A 16,316-nucleotide genomic window follows, 5' to 3' on the forward strand; every position below is an offset into this window, starting at 1 on the left:
GCTGGATTCCTGGCCTACTCCGCAGCATCCTCGCTGAGGGATTTGATTGCGGCCTGCAATTTGGTGGCGGCTTCGTCTGCGACTGCGCGCAGGCCAGGTTGATCGGATAGCTGGACCATCACCTGCGGGTCCATCGCGTCAATGATCACCGTGTTGTCCGAGTCCACGTCGGTGCGGACGGCGACGTTGCAGGGCAGCAGCAGGCCGATTTGCCTGTCGGCGTTGACCGCGCGGTGCGCTAGCGGCGGATTACACGCGCCGAGAATGAGGTAGTTCTCCATGTCTTCACCTAGCTTGGCCTTTAACGTCGCCTTCATGTCGATTTCGGTGAGGACCCCGAAACCCTGATCCGACAACGCCTTACGGGTGCGCTCGACGGCGTCCTCGAACGAAGTGTGCAGTGTGGTCGACAGTGCGTAACTCATGTCATTCTCCTGAGCTTTAGTGGTGTAGTGGGCTTTACGCGAGCGCGAGGAACAGCTTCTCCAACTCCGCTTCGGTCATTGGTTGTGAGTTCTCGGGGGTCTCACCGGTCAGGCATTGCCGCAGTCCGGTGGCGACGATCTTGAACCCGGCCTTGTCCAAAGCCTTGGACACTGCGGCCAATTGGGTGACGACGTCCTTGCAGTCGCGGCCTGATTCGATCATCGAGATCACGCCCGCGAGTTGACCGTGCGCACGGCGTAGCCGGTTCAGCACTACGCCGATGGCTTCTTCGTCTCCGACCATCGCCAACTCCTTATACCCACGGGGGTATTGTTACCCTCGGTGTAAACATACCCCCACGGGTATTTGTGTCAAGTGCCGAGAGACGCATCCCACAGTGCGTACCGCTCGGGGATGTAGGAGTAACGATGTGTCGAGCAGTGACTTGCAGGGTGTGCGGCAAGCAGACATGAGCAGGATCCGGTGAGCATGTCGACCAATCGATGCGAGGTGTGCCAGCGGCGCAGCGGTGCATGGGACATGAAGTCCTCTCCGCCGCTGGACCCGCTGGCGGGAATCACACCCGACGCCGGAAGCGCCGGGGTGGACCGTTCACGGGGTTAGACCTGGCACTTGCAAGATGACTCGCTTGCTGTGAACGAGTCGCTTGTTGACGGTGCACTGGTGTCCGGTCGCCAGTCGAACGGGAAGTGCTTGCTCGAGCCGGCCCGATGTGGACGTGACCAGTCGAAGCCCGTCGCCTCGTCTTTCTCGACGACGCCCCACGTGGCGACCTGTCCCGGACCGACCTCCGCGCCCGGGGCATTTGTTGTGGTGACCCGCCGGTCAGGATCGGCTGTCGGCCCAGTAAGCGCCGCAACATGCAGGTCGACCTTTCCCGGAATTTCGGCCTTCCAGTAAGCCAGATCATCAGCGGCGTCGAATGAGATCGGGGCATATGCGATCCCGCGTAAATCCTCGATAAGAGAGGCGAATTGAGCTGGCCAGCCGCCCTCCTTCCCGGTGAAGATGCGTTCCAGGGCGTCCCGTTGCGCGGCGTCAGCGCGTTCGTCGATGTAGAACATGAGTCGCATCTTGGCGTTCGGGTCACCGATCCACATGTTGCCGGTGAACTCGCCGAGGGATATGACGTTCAATCCGCTGAGGTCGACGCCGCCCAAGTGGCCGTCGCGTACATGCCAGACGAGGGTGAACAGGCAGTCGCCGTGCGTCGGCTCTTGGGCGAAGCTGCAGGGGCATGGCAACCTGCAGCTGCAGACATCGAACCAGTCACCCTGAAGATGCCAGTCGATAGTTGTCGTCGTGGGTGTCATCGCGCTCTCCTTAATATACCCCCGGGGGGTACCCGGAGTACCTGAACCGTAGCGACGCGACAGGCAGAGCGCAAGTACCCCTAGGGGGTATTACCGTTAGGATGAAGATCGTAGGTACACGCCGTTGTCAGGGCAGCCAGACAACAGGGTTTCGTGTTCGCCTGACCGCCTCAAGCGGCCCGAATCTCCCTTGATCGTCCCTGGATTCTCGATGGGGGCACGCCTCTGTTACCGCAACGGCTAGCGACGCACGAGCCGGTCGTTCGCTAACGCTCAGGATGGGTCCGTCGGGTCCGGGGATAGCGTCGCTTTGTCGATCGTGACGGTCTTTCGTCTCTGTCTCCGCGACTGCCAGAACGCGATCACTCCGCCCAGGGCCAGGCCCGCGACAGCTGCGGTTATCACCGTCGTCCTGGTGTCCGATGTGGCAGGAGTTGACGCGGACGGCGGCGACGCTGCGGTGCTTGGTGCGACCGGGGCCGGCGTGGAGGTGGGCGGGGGCTCCTCGGAAACGCCGGCGATCGTGAAGCTATAGGAGCCGGTGACGGGATGGCCGTCTGCTGAGACCACCCGGTAGCCGACGGTGTAGACGCCGTTACCTGGCCGGTCTGGCCCGACGGCCGAGGTGAGGCGCTGTCGCTCCACCTGTGGGGAGCCGGATATCCAATTGCGACCGTCAGCGCTGCTTACGACGACACTCGCGAACTGCGGACTGATGTCCTCGTTGAAGGTCAACACGATGGCAGCCGGCGGCGTCGTGACGGTCGCGTCGCTGGCGGGGTCAGAACTAGCGAGCGCGGTGTGCGCCGCAGCGATTCCAGTCCCAGATGACCAGAGAATCAGCATCCCCAGGCTGGCAACGATAGTGCGCAAAGGTAGTTTCACAGTCCTCATCTCGGTTGGCGCCGACGGTGACACCTCGCGACGCTCAGCACACCCGAGTGTATGTTTCGGACACCTACGTATGGGGATGGTACGTACGGAGGTGGCCGGTACATGCAAACGCGTTGCCGCGATGCTGTCGTCTATCAATGGGGGGCCGAGCCGATGTCGAGACCTCGACTCATTCGCCGTCGCGGAGCGCGAGCTGGCTATCAGGATGCATCCCCATGAGCGTGCTAGCCGCAAGCGACGTATCGTACGTCGCCACCGATGTCGGGCTGTGGATGTCGCTGCCTGCTTTTGGTCCGGCGTTCGTGGTCGTAGGTGTCGTCATCTACGTGGTTCGGCGGGACAGGCGCAGAAACCCTGTCGCCGCCGACCGCGTGAAAGAGTCGGAGGAGGAAAGGAACGATGCTGAGTGAGCGTCAGGGCGCCACATGTCGTCGTCATGGTTGCAGCGATCCTCACAGGCGCATTGGGCGGCTGTGGTTCTCCCAGCGATCCGGCCGCGACGCCCGCCTCCGACTCGTCATCAAGTTCTTCTACCAAGTCGCCCGCTACATCGACCCCGCCGTCCGCGGCGGCCGTTGACGGCACGATCGTCGACATCGACATCGCAGGTGGAATTGTCACGCCGACGAACGGTCAGGCGCAGGGCACAGTCGGCAAGCCGATCGTTCTGAAGGTCGACAGCGACGTCTCGGACTCACTGCATGTCCATGCAGTGCCTGAGCACACTTTTCAGGTCGAGCCTCGGCCGGGCCAGCAGTTCGAGTTCACGGTTGACGTTCCGGGCCAGGTCGACATCGAGTTACATGACCTCAATCGCACGGTCGTGACGATTCAAGTTCGGCCGTGACACCTGCGCTGAGCGTGGACGTGCTGGCGCACGGCGTAGGCGGTTCCACAGACCTTCCGGTGCCACTGTCGTTCGCGTTGATAGGCGCTGCGTGGGCGTTGACCGCGACTTTCGCTGTGGTCGCATTGGCTTGGAAGACACCACGTTTCGACCCGAACAAACCGGGACGCGAACTACCGACGTGGATTACCCGCTCCGTGGACTCTGTGGTGCTGCGATGGATGGTGTCGCTGGCAGCGCTGCTCTTCGCGGTATGGGTGGTCGTCGCGGCGGTCTTCGGACCCGACGGTAGTGAGAACGCCCTACCGGGGGTGTTCTACGTGCTGCTCTGGGTTGGGCTGGTGGCGGTGTCGGTAATTGTGGGCCCGGTGTGGAGAGTCATTTCGCCGGTGCGCACGCTGTATCGATTGCTCTGCGGGAGGCGTCGTGAGTCATCTGACCGGCTCACGTTGCGTGATTATCCAAAGTCGTGGGGGTACTGGCCGGCGGCATTCGGTCTCTTGGCTTTCGTTTGGCTCGAACTGGCCAGCCCGGACCCCGGCTCGCTGACGGCGATCAAAGCGTGGCTGCTCTCTTACACGGTCCTAATGTTGTTGGGCGCCTGGGCCTTCGGTTCGCGCTGGTTCGCCCGGGCCGACCCGTTCGAGGTCTACAGCATGGCAGTGTCGCGGCTCGCCCCATTTCGGCGCAGCCCCGTGACCGGCCGGATCACGGCGATCAGTCCGATGGACCACTTACCGACCATGCCGATTCGTCCGGGAAGCGTAGCTGTCCTCGCGGTGTTGCTTGGCTCCACGGCCTTCGACAGCTTCTCGCAATCACCTGTGTTCCGTAATTTCGTCGATCGGCACGCGGCCTCGTTACCGGTGTTCAGCGACGCGTGGGCGGCGTCTGTGCTGCGAACTGTCGGTTTGGTGGTGTTCGTGTCCGTTGTCGGCGTGACCTTTTGGGCTGCCGCAAGGGCAACTGGCGGAGTGGGCCCGGACCGCCGCCGGCAACTACCCGGCGAACTGGCTCACTCGTTGATACCGATCGTCGTCGGCTACATCTTCGCCCATTACATCTCCTATCTGGTGGAGCGTGGTCAGGAGACGATCGTCCGGTTGGCCGATCCGCTGGGGCGCGGGTGGCAGCTGCTCGGCCTGGATTCGACCGATGTGGTGTACGTGCTGTCCCAGCACCCTTCGGTGCTGTGGACTATCAAGGTGTCCTGCGTGGTGATAGGCCACATCGTGGCTGTGATCGCCGCGCACGATCGAGCGCTGCGGCTGCTTCCGAAGCAGAATCAAATCAGCGGACAGCTCGCGATGATGCTCACCATGGTTGGATACACCTTCACCGGCTTGTATCTGTTGTTCGGGGGTTAACGACGATCGGCGGGGACGCTGATGCGCTTCGGGTGAGGTGGTGGCGTTCAGTCTTGCCGGCCCGAAGCAAGATAACCGCGATGGCAATCAGACCCAAGAGCGCGCCCCCCAGGATCCACAGCGCAGGGCTCGCGCCTTCGGGTTGTTGCCCGCTGTGAGAGTCGTCGTAGGAGTGCTTGGTTGGGGTGGGGACGGCAGGGCTTTGCGAGGTTGTCGTCGATGCAGACTGCGCCGAAGGTTCCGCAGCAACAGAAGGCACAGCATTCGAGATCAGTCCAATGAGTACGGCGCCGAACACAAGCATGATGGCTTGACGAACGCGGCGACGGCTGACTCCTCGATGGGGCGGGTGCGGCGTTGCGGTCATCACCGCACGAAGTAGATGGTGGCAAAGAGTGCGATCCAGACGATATCCACAAAATGCCAGTAGTACGAGACGACGATCGCGGCCGTCGCCTGGGCCGGGGTGAACTTGCTCATCCGCGTGCGCATGAGCAGAAAGACGAAGGCGACTAGACCGCCTATGACATGCAATCCGTGGAAACCAGTGGTCAGGTAGAAGACCGAGCCGTAGGCGCTACTCGAGAGGGTGGTTCCTTCATGCACCAGGTTCATGTACTCGTAGCCCTGGCCGAGTACGAAAAAGAAACCCATGACGAAGGTGACGAGATACCACCGGCGCAGGCCGAATACGTCGCCACGTTCGGCGGCGAAGACACCCATCTGACAAGTGAACGATGAGGCGATAAGTACCAATGTCACTGGTACCGCGAGCGCCAGGTTCAGTTCGGTCGGCGGCGGCGGCCACTCGTCAGCCTGGGAACGAGCGGTGAAGTACATCGCGAAAAGGCCGGCAAAAAACATGAGCTCACTGGATAACCACACGATGGTCCCGACGGAAACCATGTTGGGTCGATTCAGGGAATGAACCCGGGCCGTTATGGCGGTTCCACTTGTCATAGCCGTCCCTCGAGCGAGTTCACACGTGATCTACTGAGTCACTGCATACTATTGCATATAGTAGTTTGCGGTATCGACGATCTTGATGCCGCTGACCATGAGGGACGAAACACCATCCGCTAGTGCGCCTTTGGCCGTATCGAGGGGTCGCGTCAGGCGCCAAGTGTGGTCTGGGCGACGCCCGGCGCCTCCTGCGAGAATGGACATTGGACGCCTTCGCTCGTAACCTTTCTGTGACCTACGTAGTTAGACCATAGATGGCCCTGCGGTGTGAGGATCTGTGCTTTGAAGATGGACCGCCCTGGCGCGATATGCCGATCGGCGGGTGCTCTCGTCGTGGCGATCGTGCTTGCATTGACGCTCGGCAACTCGACGGGCACCGGCCGGGCCGACCCAGCCGCTGATGCGTTGGCCCGCATGACGGAGCTGTCTCGGGAGGCCGAGCGAACCTCGGAAGCCATCTACTCCGCCGAGCTCGACCTCGAGGCGAAACTGGCAGCACAACGCCAAGCCGAGGAGCGCCAGCGCGCCGAAGCTGAGGCCTTGTCCGCGGCGCGAGCAGATCTGCGCAAGTATCAGGACATCGTGGACCAGGTGGCGGCCGCGTCTTACATGGGAGGTGCGACCAGCGGCATCAGCGCTGCGCTGGCCGCAGAGTCTCCGCAAAGCTTGCTCGACGAACTCTCCTTCGACCGCCTGATGGCCACCCAGATGTCGGACCGCGTCGCGGCCTATCGCGCCGCATCAACCCGTGCCGAGAGTGCTGCCCGCGCGGCCGAATCTTCGGCGCTCGGTGCCAGGACGGCAGCAGAACAGGCGTCAGCGGTCCGTGCCGGTCTGCAGGCCGAGCAGAGTCGGCTGCGCACCCAGATCGCAGACGTCGAGGCTCAGTACAGAGCATTGACTCCGGATCAGCGTGCCGCATTGGCGGACCCTGGACCGGTGCCGCCTCAGCCGCCGCCTGCACCAGCGGGGGACCCCGCCATCGTCGCGTTGCCTGAGATGGGACTGCCGCCGGTCGCGCCGGGACCGACCGGCTCGCCCGAAGGTGCGGCGGTCGTGCAGGCCGCGTTGACCCGCGTCGGATCCCCGTACTCCTGGGGCGCGACCGGACCGAACGCATTCGACTGCTCAGGACTCATCAAGTGGGCATTCCTACAGAACGGCAAATCGCTGCCTCGGTCGAGTCAAGCCCTGGCCGCCGGTGGACAGCCCGTGGCCACGTCCGACGTCCAGCCCGGTGACATCGTCACCTTCTATTCAGACGCCTCGCATGCGGGAATCTACATCGGAGACGGGAACATGGTGCACGCCTCGACGTACGGCACTCCCGTCAAGGTGGCGCCGATCTCGTCGGCTCCGATTTACAACGTTCGACGCTACTAACCAGTTACGGTGGCGTTTCCCGCTTTCCATTGGTCCCAAGGGATGTTCCAGTCGCCGAGTCCGTCAGTACCAGAAAGGGTGGGCCCCACCGTGTTGACGACCTCGACGATGTCGCCGCGTTTGGTGTTGTCGTAAAACCATTTGCCGTTCTCCGTACTGGCGTTGAGGCAGCCGTGGCTGACGTTGGCGCGCCCCTGGCTGCCGACCGACCATGGGGCGGCGTGGACGTAGATCCCGCTGTAGGACATCTGGGTGGCCCAGTTGACCTCGGTTCGGTAACCGTCAGGTGAGTTCACCGGCACGCCGTAGGTCGAAGAGTCCATCACCAGAAATGAGTATCGATCGCCAATGACGTACGTGCCGTTGTCGGTGGGCGTCTTGTCCTTGCCCATGGAGATCGGCATGGTTTTAACGACATTGCCGTTGACCCGCACGGTCATCGTCTTGGTGGTGTCGTCAGCGGTTGCGATCACCTCGTCGCCGATGGTGAAGCGTGTGGAGGCATCGTCCTGGCCAAACAATCCTTGACCTAGATCAACCCCGTAGGCCTTAACTTGGACGTCGACCGACGTTCCCGGCTTCCAATATTGCGCTGGCCGCCAACGAACCTCGCGATCGTTCAACCAGTAGAACGCGCCCTCAACAGGAGGATTCGTAGTGACGATGATCGCCTGCTGAGCAGCGAGACGGTCAGGAATGTTCTCGTCGAAGCGCACGGCGATGGGCTGCCCGACGCCCACGACTTCGCCGTCGTTGGGTAGCACATACGGCATCGTGAGGTTCTGCGGCGAATGGGTCTCGAAGGTAGCACTGGTCTGTGCCACCCCACCCAGCCCACGCGCTTCCGCGTTGAGCGTGTACTGCCGGTTGTAGCCCAGCGGTTCGGCAGAACTCCACGTGACACCGTCAGGACTCATCTCGCCGGCGACGACACGACCCTGCTCATTGACCAATGTCACTGCCCCCAACACCCCGGCGTCGGCGGTAACGGTCACCGGTGACTCAACCGGAACCCCGATCGCGCCATCAATCACGGACGCCTGCACCTTCGGCACGAGCAAATCGCCAAAGGGTGTGCCCTTGTCGATGATGGCCTGGGGCAGTTGCGGCGGCGTCGAACCGCCGCAGGCGCCAACCCCCAGGACAACGCCGGCGATTGCCAGTAGCACCAACGTCGTCCACCCGAGGCCCCTGCGCCGATGGATGGCCGCGGAGCCGATCCGCCTCATTGTGTTTATCCCGTCATTCGCCATGAACTCGTGTCGTTACCATCGTACGTAGTCTGTCCGTAGAACGTGTTTTGTCGACGGACCACGAAGCATTGGGTGTGACGTCGAGTGCCTCGAGGTAATTCTGGCGATGACGCACGTCACGCGTGGCAATCTCCCGGGTCGGATCGCGCGACCCGATTCGCGGCAGGGTTGGAAGAAGATGAAACGTGAGATAGGTCATCCGCAGGTTTCTGCATTACGTCCCCCGAGGATCGACGCGGACGATGAACGTGTGCGGGGCCGAGGCCGAACCGCATCCGTTTCTTCGGCGATACGACGACTCGTTATTGCGGGTGTTAGTGCGGTGCTGCTTGGTGCCGCAGTGTCCGGGTGTTCGAGTGGCGACGACGCGGTCGCGCAGGGTGGCACGTTCGAATTCGTTTCGCCAGGAGGGCAAGTCGATATCTACTATGACCCGCCGCAAAGCCGGGGTAGTCCCGGACCGATACGCGGACCTGACCTGTTGGACCCGAATCGCACGGTGTCCGTCGATGACTTCGCCGGTCAGGTGGTGGTGATCAACGTGTGGGGGCAGTGGTGTGGTCCATGTCGAACCGAGATGCCGGAATTGCAGACGGTGTACGACGCGACCCGCAACGCGGGAGTCGCTTTTGTGGGCATCGATGTCCGCGACAACAACCGCCAAGCCGCGGTCGACTTCATTGTTGACCGCAAGGTCACCTTCCCATCGATCTATGACCCGCCGATGCGCACGATGATTGCCCTGGGGGCCAGATATCCCACCACCGTGATCCCATCGACGATCGTGTTGGATCGGGCGCATCGCGTCGCCGCGGTGTTTCTGCGGGCGCTGCTTGCCGAGGATCTTGAACCCGTGGTTCGACGCCTTGCCGCCGAGCCCGCCACCGACATCGGGTCGCCACGGTGAACGGTGACCGCGCCGCGGTCTCTGTCAACCTCTTGAGCCGGTCGATGTCGGGGCATTGCGCACAACCTCTCTGTTGGGAGGACCCTTGATTGGTCAAGTGGTGCTTCCGACGTCACCGCCGTCGATATCGGCGATGCTCGGCTGGTTGCCGCCGCCGGTCCCGTTACTTCCAGTGGTGGCAGCCGCTCTGGCGGTGTGGTATCTGCTCGCCGTTCGGGTCGTCAGGTCGCAGGGTCAGCAGTGGGCGTGGACGCGAACCGTGAGCTTTCTCGCAGGGTGCATCGCCTTGGCGGCGGTGACCGGGCTTGCCATCGACAGCTATGGCTACCGCTTGTTCAGTGCCTTCATGTTTCAGCACCTCACGCTGTCGATACTCGTCCCGCCTCTGCTGGTGTTAGGTGCACCTGGCCGGCTCCTGCTCAGGTCGACACCCCATCGCGGCGCTGGGCGTTACGTCTTGATCGTTGTTTTAGGCGCGCTGCGTTGCCGGGCGAGCCGGGTTGTGTTGCACCCCGGTTTCACCATTCCGGTGTTCCTTCTCAGCTACTACGGTCTTTACCTGTCCGACCTCTTCGACGCGGCGGCGGCCAGTGTTGCCGGTCACGTCGCACTGCAGGTGTTCTTCCTTGCCAGCGGCCTGCTCTTCATCCTGCCGATCCTGTCGACCGGTCCGCTGCCGGTCCGGCAGAGCAACTTGGGTCGATTTTTCGACATATTCGTCGAAATGCCGCTGCACGTTTTCATCGGCGTGATCCTGATGATGGCACCGCGGGCGCTGACCGACACGTTCGCGCAACCTCCGGCGAATTGGAACGTCGACCCGGTCGCCGATCAGGCGGTTGCCGGCGCCTTGGCGTGGTCATACGGCGAGCCCGTCGCGCTATTGACCACGTTGATCTTCGCCATCCGCTGGCGTCGTGATGAGGAGTCGGAGTCGGAGAAGAGGGAAGCCGACGTCGAACGCGGCGACGCGGAACTGGCTGCGTACAACGCATTCCTGCGCGGACTGCACCAGCCGCCACGAACCATCGGGGCGCAAGGCGTTGGCAACGAGCACAACTGACGCTCAATGTCGGCAACGCTTGGGAGTGCATCCCGGCGCCGTGACGCACGTCGCTGCCGGAGCGTTCAGCGTTGCAGTGCCTCCATGACAGAGGTCTCGGCCTGCTGACTTTCGACGAGCGATCGGGCAATGGCCATCGCATCGGGGTGTGACCCTGATTGAAGTTCATCACGCGCGGCAGAGATCGTGAACTGGTGCTGCTTGATCATCAGTTCGAGGTACACGTCCGCCGCGCGCGCTTGGGCCGCATCGGTCAAGCGGCGAAAGTCTATCTCGGTGGCTAGGGGGTGTTCGCCTGGCCGAACGGGAAGGTTCGGTGCGCCAGTTGGAGGAGCTGAGTCCGCGCTCATGGGGGCGAATCCCCAGTCCAGGAGAAGCGCCTGCAGCTCATCGGTGCGGCGGGAGCTGCTGTCGGTGATTCGGCTTGCGATGTCGACGATTTCGGGCGCGAGACCGTCCTTGACGATAGCCAGGTTGCTCAACGCGATAGCTTGTGCGTTGTGGTCGATGATGTCGCGTGCGAATAAGACGTCGAACCGGGTGTGTGCTTCTTCGGCGGTGACAACCGAGGTGTTTGAAGGACGTTGCGCCGAAACGCCTTCTGTCTTGCCACATCCCGCCACGGCAATCGTGATCAGAAGTCCGAATGCGACGGATATCACGCGGAATGGGCCACGAATACGAGTGGTCAGTTCGAGCGTACGCAGCACATCAGCTGGTTCACGCAAACATCGGCAAAGGGTCCCGTGACCGCGTTCTTCGTAAGCCATCACCACACCTCGTATCGGTTGACCCATGAAGCGATGGTCACATACGTAGTGACATAGTAGATTGGTGCCGTGAAGAGCGCACTGTCCGTGTCCTGCGGCGGGCCGCGGTGGAGTTGGGACCGACAGCCCCGAGCGCTGCAGAGGGGACGACTGGCTCGCCGATGGATCGTGGCTGCCCTGCTGCTGGCCTTGGGGTTGGTGGTGGTGGCCTTACTCATGGCCGATCCGACCTCCACTGACCTCGCCGTTGCCGCGGGACTCTCGTACTTCTAGACGCGTAGAGCCAAGCGTCCTCCGTTATGGTCGCATCCTCGACCGCAATGCTGGTGTGCAGCAAAGCATTCGAGGCGCGCCGGGCAGAATAGCGATGGACCGAGTCGGGTGCGCTAGCGGGTCACGCGAAGCAGATCAATACACCCGACAGTGATAATGCGACGATGGCCAAGGGGGTAGCGGCCATCGCCGCGACCGCACCGCTGAGCGTGAGGTGGGTTTGGATTCGTGCGAATCCCTTGGGTGGATCCGATAACCGCTCGGCGCGGGCGAGCACGGCAACGCCGGCGGCAGCCAAACCGTGGGCCGGCGTGTGGGCGCCTGAAAGGGTCAACAGACCCGCCAGGAGAGGCTGACGACCGTGTCGCCGCGCGGCGGCGTCATCGGCACACATCTCCAGCAGAGAACTGATGTGGGTGGCTGCGCTTGTGAAGAGCCCTATCTTGGGCAGCGCGGTGGTCAGTCCGCGCATCGCGGCGACGACATAGGCGTGGCGCCCGTCGAGGTGAGCACGCTCATGGGCGACGACGGCCGCCAGTTGTGCTTGATCGAGTGCAGCGAGAGCAGCCGTGGTCACGACGATCGCCGGTGGACGGCCCGCCACGCAGTACGCCGCACGCTCGGATGCCTCGAGGAACACGACGTCGCTGCCGTCTGAACTACCGACCAGGCGCACGGCGTCTGCGTGCGCGAAGGTGTGCCTGCGCATGCGACTCAGAGCGCGGCCGACTCGAACGCAAACTGCCAGCAGGCTCCCGGCAGCGATGGCCACTGCGGCTGTTGCCACTATTCGGGCCGGCCACCCCGCGTGCCCGACGAGAATTGCATGGAGACGCTCCAGACAGGACACGAGCAACGCGTCAGGGCTGTCCCAGTGCCCGGCGGCCTCGATGAGTAGCAGCGCTATAGCAGCAATCGAGCAGCCGAGTACGGTAACGACGGCCGTGAGCCAGGCTGCTATCGCCAGGCGTGGAGCACCGCCATCGGCGGTTATCCGGGCCAACAGCTTCGGTCCGATCGATAGGACTGCCACGACGTAGAGCAGCAATGCCGCCGTGACGGTCATCGCCGACCAGACTTACGGGCAACGCGCCGCAGCGCAGCGCGCAAGTCCGCCGATTCCTCCGCGTCGATCTGTGCCACGAAATGACTGAGGACAGCCTCCGATCGGCCTCCGCCGCTCAGGGCTTCGAGCATCAGACGGGCGCTGTGTTCTTCTCGAGTCAGGGTTGGTCGATAACGGTAAGCCTTACCGTCACGTTCCCGCGACAGCCAGCCCTTGCCATGCAGATTGTCCATCGTCGACATCACCGTGGTGTACGCGATGTGGCGTTCGGTGCTCAATTCGTCGAATATCTCCCGAACCGTGGTATCGGTCTCAGGATCACGATTCCAGAGGCGATCCATGATCGCCGCCTCGAGTTCTCCGAAGCCACGCACCCGCGCCATGAAGGAACCTCCTGAACTAGTCAGTAGGTAGCTTACGGTGCCGCAGCATCTGACGCTGAATTGTGGTCTGCGTAGACCTCGTCAATTGTGCAATCCACCGGCTACCGGCTGGGCACCCCGCGCTCCTGCAACCACGCCATCGGGTCAGTCTTGTCTGATCCGTTGCGGTGGACCTCAAAATGCAGATGCGGACCTGTCGAGTTGCCACGATTGCCCATGGTGGCAATCTGATCGCCAGCCATTACACGTTCGCCTTCTTGCACCGTCGCGGTGTCGATATGACCGTAGAGCGTGACCGTGCCATCCGAGGCGCGGATCTTGACCCACATGCCGTAACCGGCTGTCGGCCCGGAAGCGACCACCTCGCCATCGGAGGCGGCATAGATCGGCGTGCCGACGGCGTTGGCGATGTCGAGCCCAGCGTGCAGGGAGCCCCACCGGGTTCCGAATCCCGACGTCAAGATGCCCCGGGCCGGAAAGACGAACTGCGGGCGTCGCATTCGCGCCTCTCGCTGAGCACGCTCTTGGGCGAACGCCGCTCCGCGGGCCAACTCTTCTTGGTGGACCGCGGAGTCGAAACTGCTGGCTACTTGGACGATTTGCATTCCCGCCGCATCCGGTAGGGAAGCGCTTTGCGCTGCGGTGGCGTCCGCGATCAATTTCGGATCAGCCTGCACTTTCGACGCTTCCACCATCGCATTCGCTCCCGCGGCTATGGCCCCAGCAGCAACACCCGCGACGACGAGCCGGCCGTGCACTGACCCAGCGCCCTCGGGCCTTTTCCGATGCGTCGCGGGTATTCGACGGTGCGCACCGGCCGACGTTGCCCGTTGGCCAGTTTGTGGAACGTGTACGCGTGCAGGGCCAGTGGAGGCGGGGCGAGGAGGTCGCGATGTACGCGTAGGCGCAAGTAAAAGTAGTGGCCACTCGTCGGTCAGGTCGTTCAGATCGTCGAGCTCGGGTGCGGTCAGTACCTCGACGTCGGTGACGAAAGGACTGCCATTGACCGTTGAATCGGCCGCCGGGCTGAACTCATCGACAGGGATGATCTCAGTGACTTCCGCGTCCCACAGGTATCTGCGTGGCGCGTTGGGCCGCGCGGTCCGGCGGTGTGCCACCAATCGAGACGTTCCTTACCGTTACCGGTTCGTTATCAGTTGGCGAGACGCTAACCGAACGCTCACGATTCGGCAAGCCTACGATTGGCGCTTTCCGCGCGCCCATCTACTTCGGCTCCGCATGCGTCGACCACCCGCAGCGCCGAGACCAGCTATCTCTTAGAGCAGCCTGTCGTATGAGATACACGTACGTACGTAGTAAACAAGTGTTTGGCAAACTCGATCTCGATACGACGTCGGTCGGTCTGCGGGAGGGCCGGAGCGGGTGCGAGTACTCGGCACCCGCCCCAGCGGGACACCCGTTGTGCCGGGTGATGTGGCCTACCGGTGGTCGGAGTGTTCAACTACACCGATTAGTACTAGATTGCTCAGTAGAACAATCTACTGATTTAGTCCGTAGATTGCACATCTTGTCGTCGAACTAGTAGCGGGAGAATTCGTTGGTCGCCGAAGCGCCGCCTGTCGGAGAACTCGAGGCACGCCGCCCCTTCCCGGCCCGCGTGGGACCCAAAGGCACCTTGATCTACAAGCTGGTGACGACCACCGATCACAAGCTGATCGGCATGATGTACGTCGTCACGTGCTTCGTATTCTTTTTCGCCGGCGGGCTGATGGCGTTGTTCATCAGGACCGAATTGGCGATACCGGGTCTGCAGTTCCTGAGCAACGAGCAATACAACCAGCTGTTCACCATGCACGGCACGGTGATGTTGCTGTTCTACGCGACACCCATCGTCTTCGGGTTCGCCAACCTGGTGCTACCGCTGCAGATCGGCGCGCCCGACGTGGCGTTCCCGCGGCTCAACGCGTTCTCTTTTTGGCTGTTCCTGTTCGGTGCGCTGATCGCCATGGGGGGCTTTATCACCCCGGGCGGCGCCGCCGATTTCGGCTGGACGGCCTACACGCCGTTGTCCAATGCCATCAGTAGTCCGGGCGCCGGCGCGGATTTGTGGATCATGGGCCTCATCGTCGGCGGGTTGGGCACCATCCTGGGCGCGGTCAACATGATCACCACGGTGGTCTGCATGCGCGCGCCCGGTATGACGATGTTCCGGATGCCGATCTTCACCTGGAACATCCTGGTGACGTCGATCCTCGTGCTGGTCGCGTTCCCGATCTTGACGGCCGCACTCTTCGCATTGGCGGCAGACCGTCATCTCGGCGCGCACGTCTACGACCCAGCCAACGGTGGTGTGTTGTTGTGGCAGCACTTGTTCTGGTTCTTCGGCCACCCCGAGGTGTACATCATCGCGCTGCCATTCTTCGGCATCGTGTCCGAGATCTTCCCCGTCTTCAGTCGTAAACCGATCTTCGGTTACACCACGCTGATATATGCGACGCTGTCGATCGCGGCGCTTTCGGTGGCGGTCTGGGCGCACCACATGTACGCCACCGGCGCGGTCCTGCTGCCGTTCTTCTCGTTCATGACGTTCCTCATCGCGGTACCCACCGGTATCAAGTTTTTCAACTGGATAGGCACGATGTGGAAGGGTCAGTTGACATTCGAAACCCCGATGCTGTTCTCGGTGGGCTTTCTGGTCACCTTCCTGCTCGGTGGACTTTCGGGGGTGTTGCTGGCCAGCCCCCCGCTGGACTTCCAAGTGACCGACAGCTACTTCGTGGTGGCGCACTTCCACTACGTGCTTTTCGGCACGATCGTGTTCGCGACCTACGCGGGCATCTACTTCTGGTTCCCGAAGATGACGGGCCGCCTGTTGGATGAGCGGTTGGGCAAGCTGCACTTCTGGCTGACGTTCATCGGCTTCCACACGACCTTCCTGGTGCAGCACTGGCTCGGTAACGAAGGCATGCCGCGCCGCTACGCCGACTACCTACCCACCGACGGCTTCACCACCTTGAATGTCATCTCCACGATCGGTGCGTTCATCTTGGGTATCTCGACGCTTCCGTTCGTGTGGAACGTGTTCAAGAGTTGGCGCTACGGCGAGCCGGTCACCGTCGACGACCCGTGGGGCTACGGCAACTCGCTGGAGTGGGCCACCAGCTGCCCGCCGCCGCGGCACAACTTCACTGAGCTACCCCGAATCCGTTCGGAGCGGCCAGCTTTCGAGCTGCACTATCCGCACATGATCGAGCGGATGCGCGCCGAGGCGCACGTGGGTCGCGCTCATGGGCCAGACGACGGGGACGTTACGCGCCTTGACGGTGAACATGTCCGTACCTGATTCGGCACAGTGGAGCCGATGCTGGGCACTGCGCGACGCGCCTGACTCGCCGCGGATGTTCAGCCCTAGGTATTGACTCAGCA

The 16,316-nt window shown here is 62.5% G+C and carries 19 protein-coding genes; 9 read left to right on the plus strand and 10 right to left on the minus strand.

Annotated elements, in window-relative coordinates:
- Positions 1-14 precede the first annotated feature (14 nt).
- Both G6N42_RS30425 and G6N42_RS30430 read right to left on the minus strand, forming a co-directional pair.
- The gene (locus G6N42_RS30425) at positions 15-425 is read right to left on the minus strand and encodes a DUF302 domain-containing protein (RefSeq protein WP_163738893.1); all 411 of its coding nucleotides are present in this window, start codon (positions 423-425) and stop codon (positions 15-17) included.
- Positions 426-459: 34 nt separating this feature from the next.
- Positions 460-729, minus strand: coding sequence for a metal-sensitive transcriptional regulator (locus G6N42_RS30430; RefSeq protein WP_006246851.1), 270 nt, complete (start codon positions 727-729; stop codon positions 460-462).
- Between the two features lie 180 nt (positions 730-909).
- On the opposite strand from G6N42_RS30430, the gene G6N42_RS30435 reads away from it, so the two are divergent.
- Entirely contained in the window at positions 910-1,050 is a 141-nt protein-coding gene (locus G6N42_RS30435) for a hypothetical protein (RefSeq protein WP_163738608.1), read from the plus strand.
- Here the strand turns inward: G6N42_RS30435 and G6N42_RS30440 are convergent.
- Both G6N42_RS30440 and G6N42_RS30445 read right to left on the minus strand, forming a co-directional pair.
- Entirely contained in the window at positions 1,047-1,760 is a 714-nt protein-coding gene (locus G6N42_RS30440; protein WP_163738896.1) for a DUF1326 domain-containing protein, read from the minus strand. The genes G6N42_RS30435 and G6N42_RS30440 overlap by 4 nt on opposite strands.
- A 273-nt stretch (positions 1,761-2,033) precedes the next feature.
- The gene (locus G6N42_RS30445) at positions 2,034-2,606 is read right to left on the minus strand and encodes a copper resistance CopC family protein (protein ID WP_232076858.1); all 573 of its coding nucleotides are present in this window, start codon (positions 2,604-2,606) and stop codon (positions 2,034-2,036) included.
- A 263-nt stretch (positions 2,607-2,869) separates the two neighbouring features.
- On the opposite strand from G6N42_RS30445, the gene G6N42_RS30450 reads away from it, so the two are divergent.
- Genes G6N42_RS30450 through G6N42_RS30460 form a run of 3 tightly spaced genes read left to right on the plus strand, consistent with a single transcriptional unit; the run spans position 2,870 to position 4,868 of the window.
- Positions 2,870-3,064 carry a hypothetical protein gene (locus G6N42_RS30450; protein WP_163738901.1) on the plus strand — a complete coding sequence of 65 codons (195 nt, stop codon included), beginning with the start codon at positions 2,870-2,872 and terminating at the stop codon, positions 3,062-3,064.
- Between the two features lie 26 nt (positions 3,065-3,090).
- The gene (locus G6N42_RS30455) at positions 3,091-3,501 is read left to right on the plus strand and encodes a hypothetical protein (RefSeq protein ID WP_163739103.1); all 411 of its coding nucleotides are present in this window, start codon (positions 3,091-3,093) and stop codon (positions 3,499-3,501) included.
- The gene (locus G6N42_RS30460; RefSeq protein ID WP_163738904.1) at positions 3,498-4,868 is read left to right on the plus strand and encodes a hypothetical protein; all 1,371 of its coding nucleotides are present in this window, start codon (positions 3,498-3,500) and stop codon (positions 4,866-4,868) included. The genes G6N42_RS30455 and G6N42_RS30460 overlap by 4 nt, the downstream gene beginning before the upstream one ends.
- A 366-nt stretch (positions 4,869-5,234) precedes the next feature.
- Here G6N42_RS30460 and ctaE read toward each other — a convergent pair whose 3' ends face one another.
- The gene (gene ctaE, locus G6N42_RS30465; RefSeq protein ID WP_163738909.1) at positions 5,235-5,828 is read right to left on the minus strand and encodes an aa3-type cytochrome oxidase subunit III; all 594 of its coding nucleotides are present in this window, start codon (positions 5,826-5,828) and stop codon (positions 5,235-5,237) included.
- A 291-nt stretch (positions 5,829-6,119) separates the two neighbouring features.
- Here ctaE and ripC point away from each other — a divergent pair, with 291 nt between their 5' ends.
- Entirely contained in the window at positions 6,120-7,214 is a 1,095-nt protein-coding gene (gene ripC / locus G6N42_RS30470) for a peptidoglycan hydrolase RipC (protein WP_197905592.1), read from the plus strand.
- On the opposite strand, the gene G6N42_RS30475 is transcribed toward ripC, so the two are convergent.
- Complete coding sequence (locus G6N42_RS30475; protein ID WP_163738912.1) at positions 7,211-8,443, minus strand: L,D-transpeptidase; 1,233 nt, start codon at positions 8,441-8,443, stop codon at positions 7,211-7,213. The genes ripC and G6N42_RS30475 overlap by 4 nt on opposite strands.
- Before the next feature lie 202 nt (positions 8,444-8,645).
- Here G6N42_RS30475 and G6N42_RS30480 point away from each other — a divergent pair, with 202 nt between their 5' ends.
- Together G6N42_RS30480 and G6N42_RS30485 are read left to right on the plus strand one after the other, a co-directional pair.
- Positions 8,646-9,374, plus strand: coding sequence for a TlpA family protein disulfide reductase (locus G6N42_RS30480; protein ID WP_434059634.1), 729 nt, complete (start codon positions 8,646-8,648; stop codon positions 9,372-9,374).
- A 133-nt stretch (positions 9,375-9,507) separates the two neighbouring features.
- Positions 9,508-10,437, plus strand: a complete 930-nt coding sequence (locus G6N42_RS30485; RefSeq protein ID WP_232076880.1) for a cytochrome c oxidase assembly protein — start codon at positions 9,508-9,510, stop codon at positions 10,435-10,437.
- Positions 10,438-10,502: 65 nt separating this feature from the next.
- On the opposite strand, the gene G6N42_RS30490 is transcribed toward G6N42_RS30485, so the two are convergent.
- Complete coding sequence (locus tag G6N42_RS30490) at positions 10,503-11,207, minus strand: DUF305 domain-containing protein (RefSeq protein ID WP_163738918.1); 705 nt, start codon at positions 11,205-11,207, stop codon at positions 10,503-10,505.
- Between the two features lie 69 nt (positions 11,208-11,276).
- Here G6N42_RS30490 and G6N42_RS30495 point away from each other — a divergent pair, with 69 nt between their 5' ends.
- Positions 11,277-11,480, plus strand: a complete 204-nt coding sequence (locus G6N42_RS30495; RefSeq protein WP_163738921.1) for a hypothetical protein — start codon at positions 11,277-11,279, stop codon at positions 11,478-11,480.
- 121 nt (positions 11,481-11,601) lie between these two features.
- Here the strand turns inward: G6N42_RS30495 and G6N42_RS30500 are convergent, their stop codons facing one another.
- The 3 genes from G6N42_RS30500 to G6N42_RS31420 form a co-directional block, all read right to left on the minus strand.
- Positions 11,602-12,546, minus strand: coding sequence for a M56 family metallopeptidase (locus G6N42_RS30500; protein ID WP_163738923.1), 945 nt, complete (start codon positions 12,544-12,546; stop codon positions 11,602-11,604).
- Positions 12,543-12,929, minus strand: coding sequence for a BlaI/MecI/CopY family transcriptional regulator (locus G6N42_RS30505; protein ID WP_163738926.1), 387 nt, complete (start codon positions 12,927-12,929; stop codon positions 12,543-12,545). Before G6N42_RS30505 ends, G6N42_RS30500 begins: the two co-directional genes overlap by 4 nt.
- A 101-nt stretch (positions 12,930-13,030) precedes the next feature.
- Entirely contained in the window at positions 13,031-13,687 is a 657-nt protein-coding gene (locus G6N42_RS31420; protein WP_232076860.1) for a M23 family metallopeptidase, read from the minus strand.
- Between the two features lie 800 nt (positions 13,688-14,487).
- Between G6N42_RS31420 and ctaD the strand changes: the two genes are divergently transcribed.
- Entirely contained in the window at positions 14,488-16,233 is a 1,746-nt protein-coding gene (gene ctaD, locus G6N42_RS30515; RefSeq protein WP_163738932.1) for an aa3-type cytochrome oxidase subunit I, read from the plus strand.
- The last annotated feature ends 83 nt before the right edge of the window (positions 16,234-16,316 follow it).

Origin of the sequence: Mycobacterium gallinarum (genome assembly GCF_010726765.1) — a bacterium.
Lineage (GTDB): Bacteria > Actinomycetota > Actinomycetes > Mycobacteriales > Mycobacteriaceae > Mycobacterium > Mycobacterium gallinarum.

What these genes read in the sequence shown, in the direction of transcription:
- G6N42_RS30425 (WP_163738893.1), bottom strand. Translation starts at nt 425, where the DNA reads ATGAGTTACGCACTGTCGACCACACTGCACACTTCGTTCGAGGACGCC.
- G6N42_RS30430 (WP_006246851.1), bottom strand. Translation starts at nt 729, where the DNA reads ATGGTCGGAGACGAAGAAGCCATCGGCGTAGTGCTGAACCGGCTACGC.
- G6N42_RS30440 (WP_163738896.1), bottom strand. Translation starts at nt 1,760, where the DNA reads ATGACACCCACGACGACAACTATCGACTGGCATCTTCAGGGTGACTGG.
- G6N42_RS30445 (WP_232076858.1), bottom strand. Translation starts at nt 2,606, where the DNA reads ATGCTGATTCTCTGGTCATCTGGGACTGGAATCGCTGCGGCGCACACC.
- G6N42_RS30450 (WP_163738901.1), top strand. Translation starts at nt 2,870, where the DNA reads ATGAGCGTGCTAGCCGCAAGCGACGTATCGTACGTCGCCACCGATGTC.
- G6N42_RS30455 (WP_163739103.1), top strand. Translation starts at nt 3,091, where the DNA reads ATGGTTGCAGCGATCCTCACAGGCGCATTGGGCGGCTGTGGTTCTCCC.
- ctaE (WP_163738909.1), bottom strand. Translation starts at nt 5,828, where the DNA reads ATGACAAGTGGAACCGCCATAACGGCCCGGGTTCATTCCCTGAATCGA.
- ripC (WP_197905592.1), top strand. Translation starts at nt 6,120, where the DNA reads ATGGACCGCCCTGGCGCGATATGCCGATCGGCGGGTGCTCTCGTCGTG.
- G6N42_RS30475 (WP_163738912.1), bottom strand. Translation starts at nt 8,443, where the DNA reads ATGAGGCGGATCGGCTCCGCGGCCATCCATCGGCGCAGGGGCCTCGGG.
- G6N42_RS30480 (WP_434059634.1), top strand. Translation starts at nt 8,646, where the DNA reads ATGAAACGTGAGATAGGTCATCCGCAGGTTTCTGCATTACGTCCCCCG.
- G6N42_RS30485 (WP_232076880.1), top strand. Translation starts at nt 9,508, where the DNA reads ATGCTCGGCTGGTTGCCGCCGCCGGTCCCGTTACTTCCAGTGGTGGCA.
- G6N42_RS30490 (WP_163738918.1), bottom strand. Translation starts at nt 11,207, where the DNA reads ATGGCTTACGAAGAACGCGGTCACGGGACCCTTTGCCGATGTTTGCGT.
- G6N42_RS30500 (WP_163738923.1), bottom strand. Translation starts at nt 12,546, where the DNA reads ATGACCGTCACGGCGGCATTGCTGCTCTACGTCGTGGCAGTCCTATCG.
- G6N42_RS30505 (WP_163738926.1), bottom strand. Translation starts at nt 12,929, where the DNA reads ATGGCGCGGGTGCGTGGCTTCGGAGAACTCGAGGCGGCGATCATGGAT.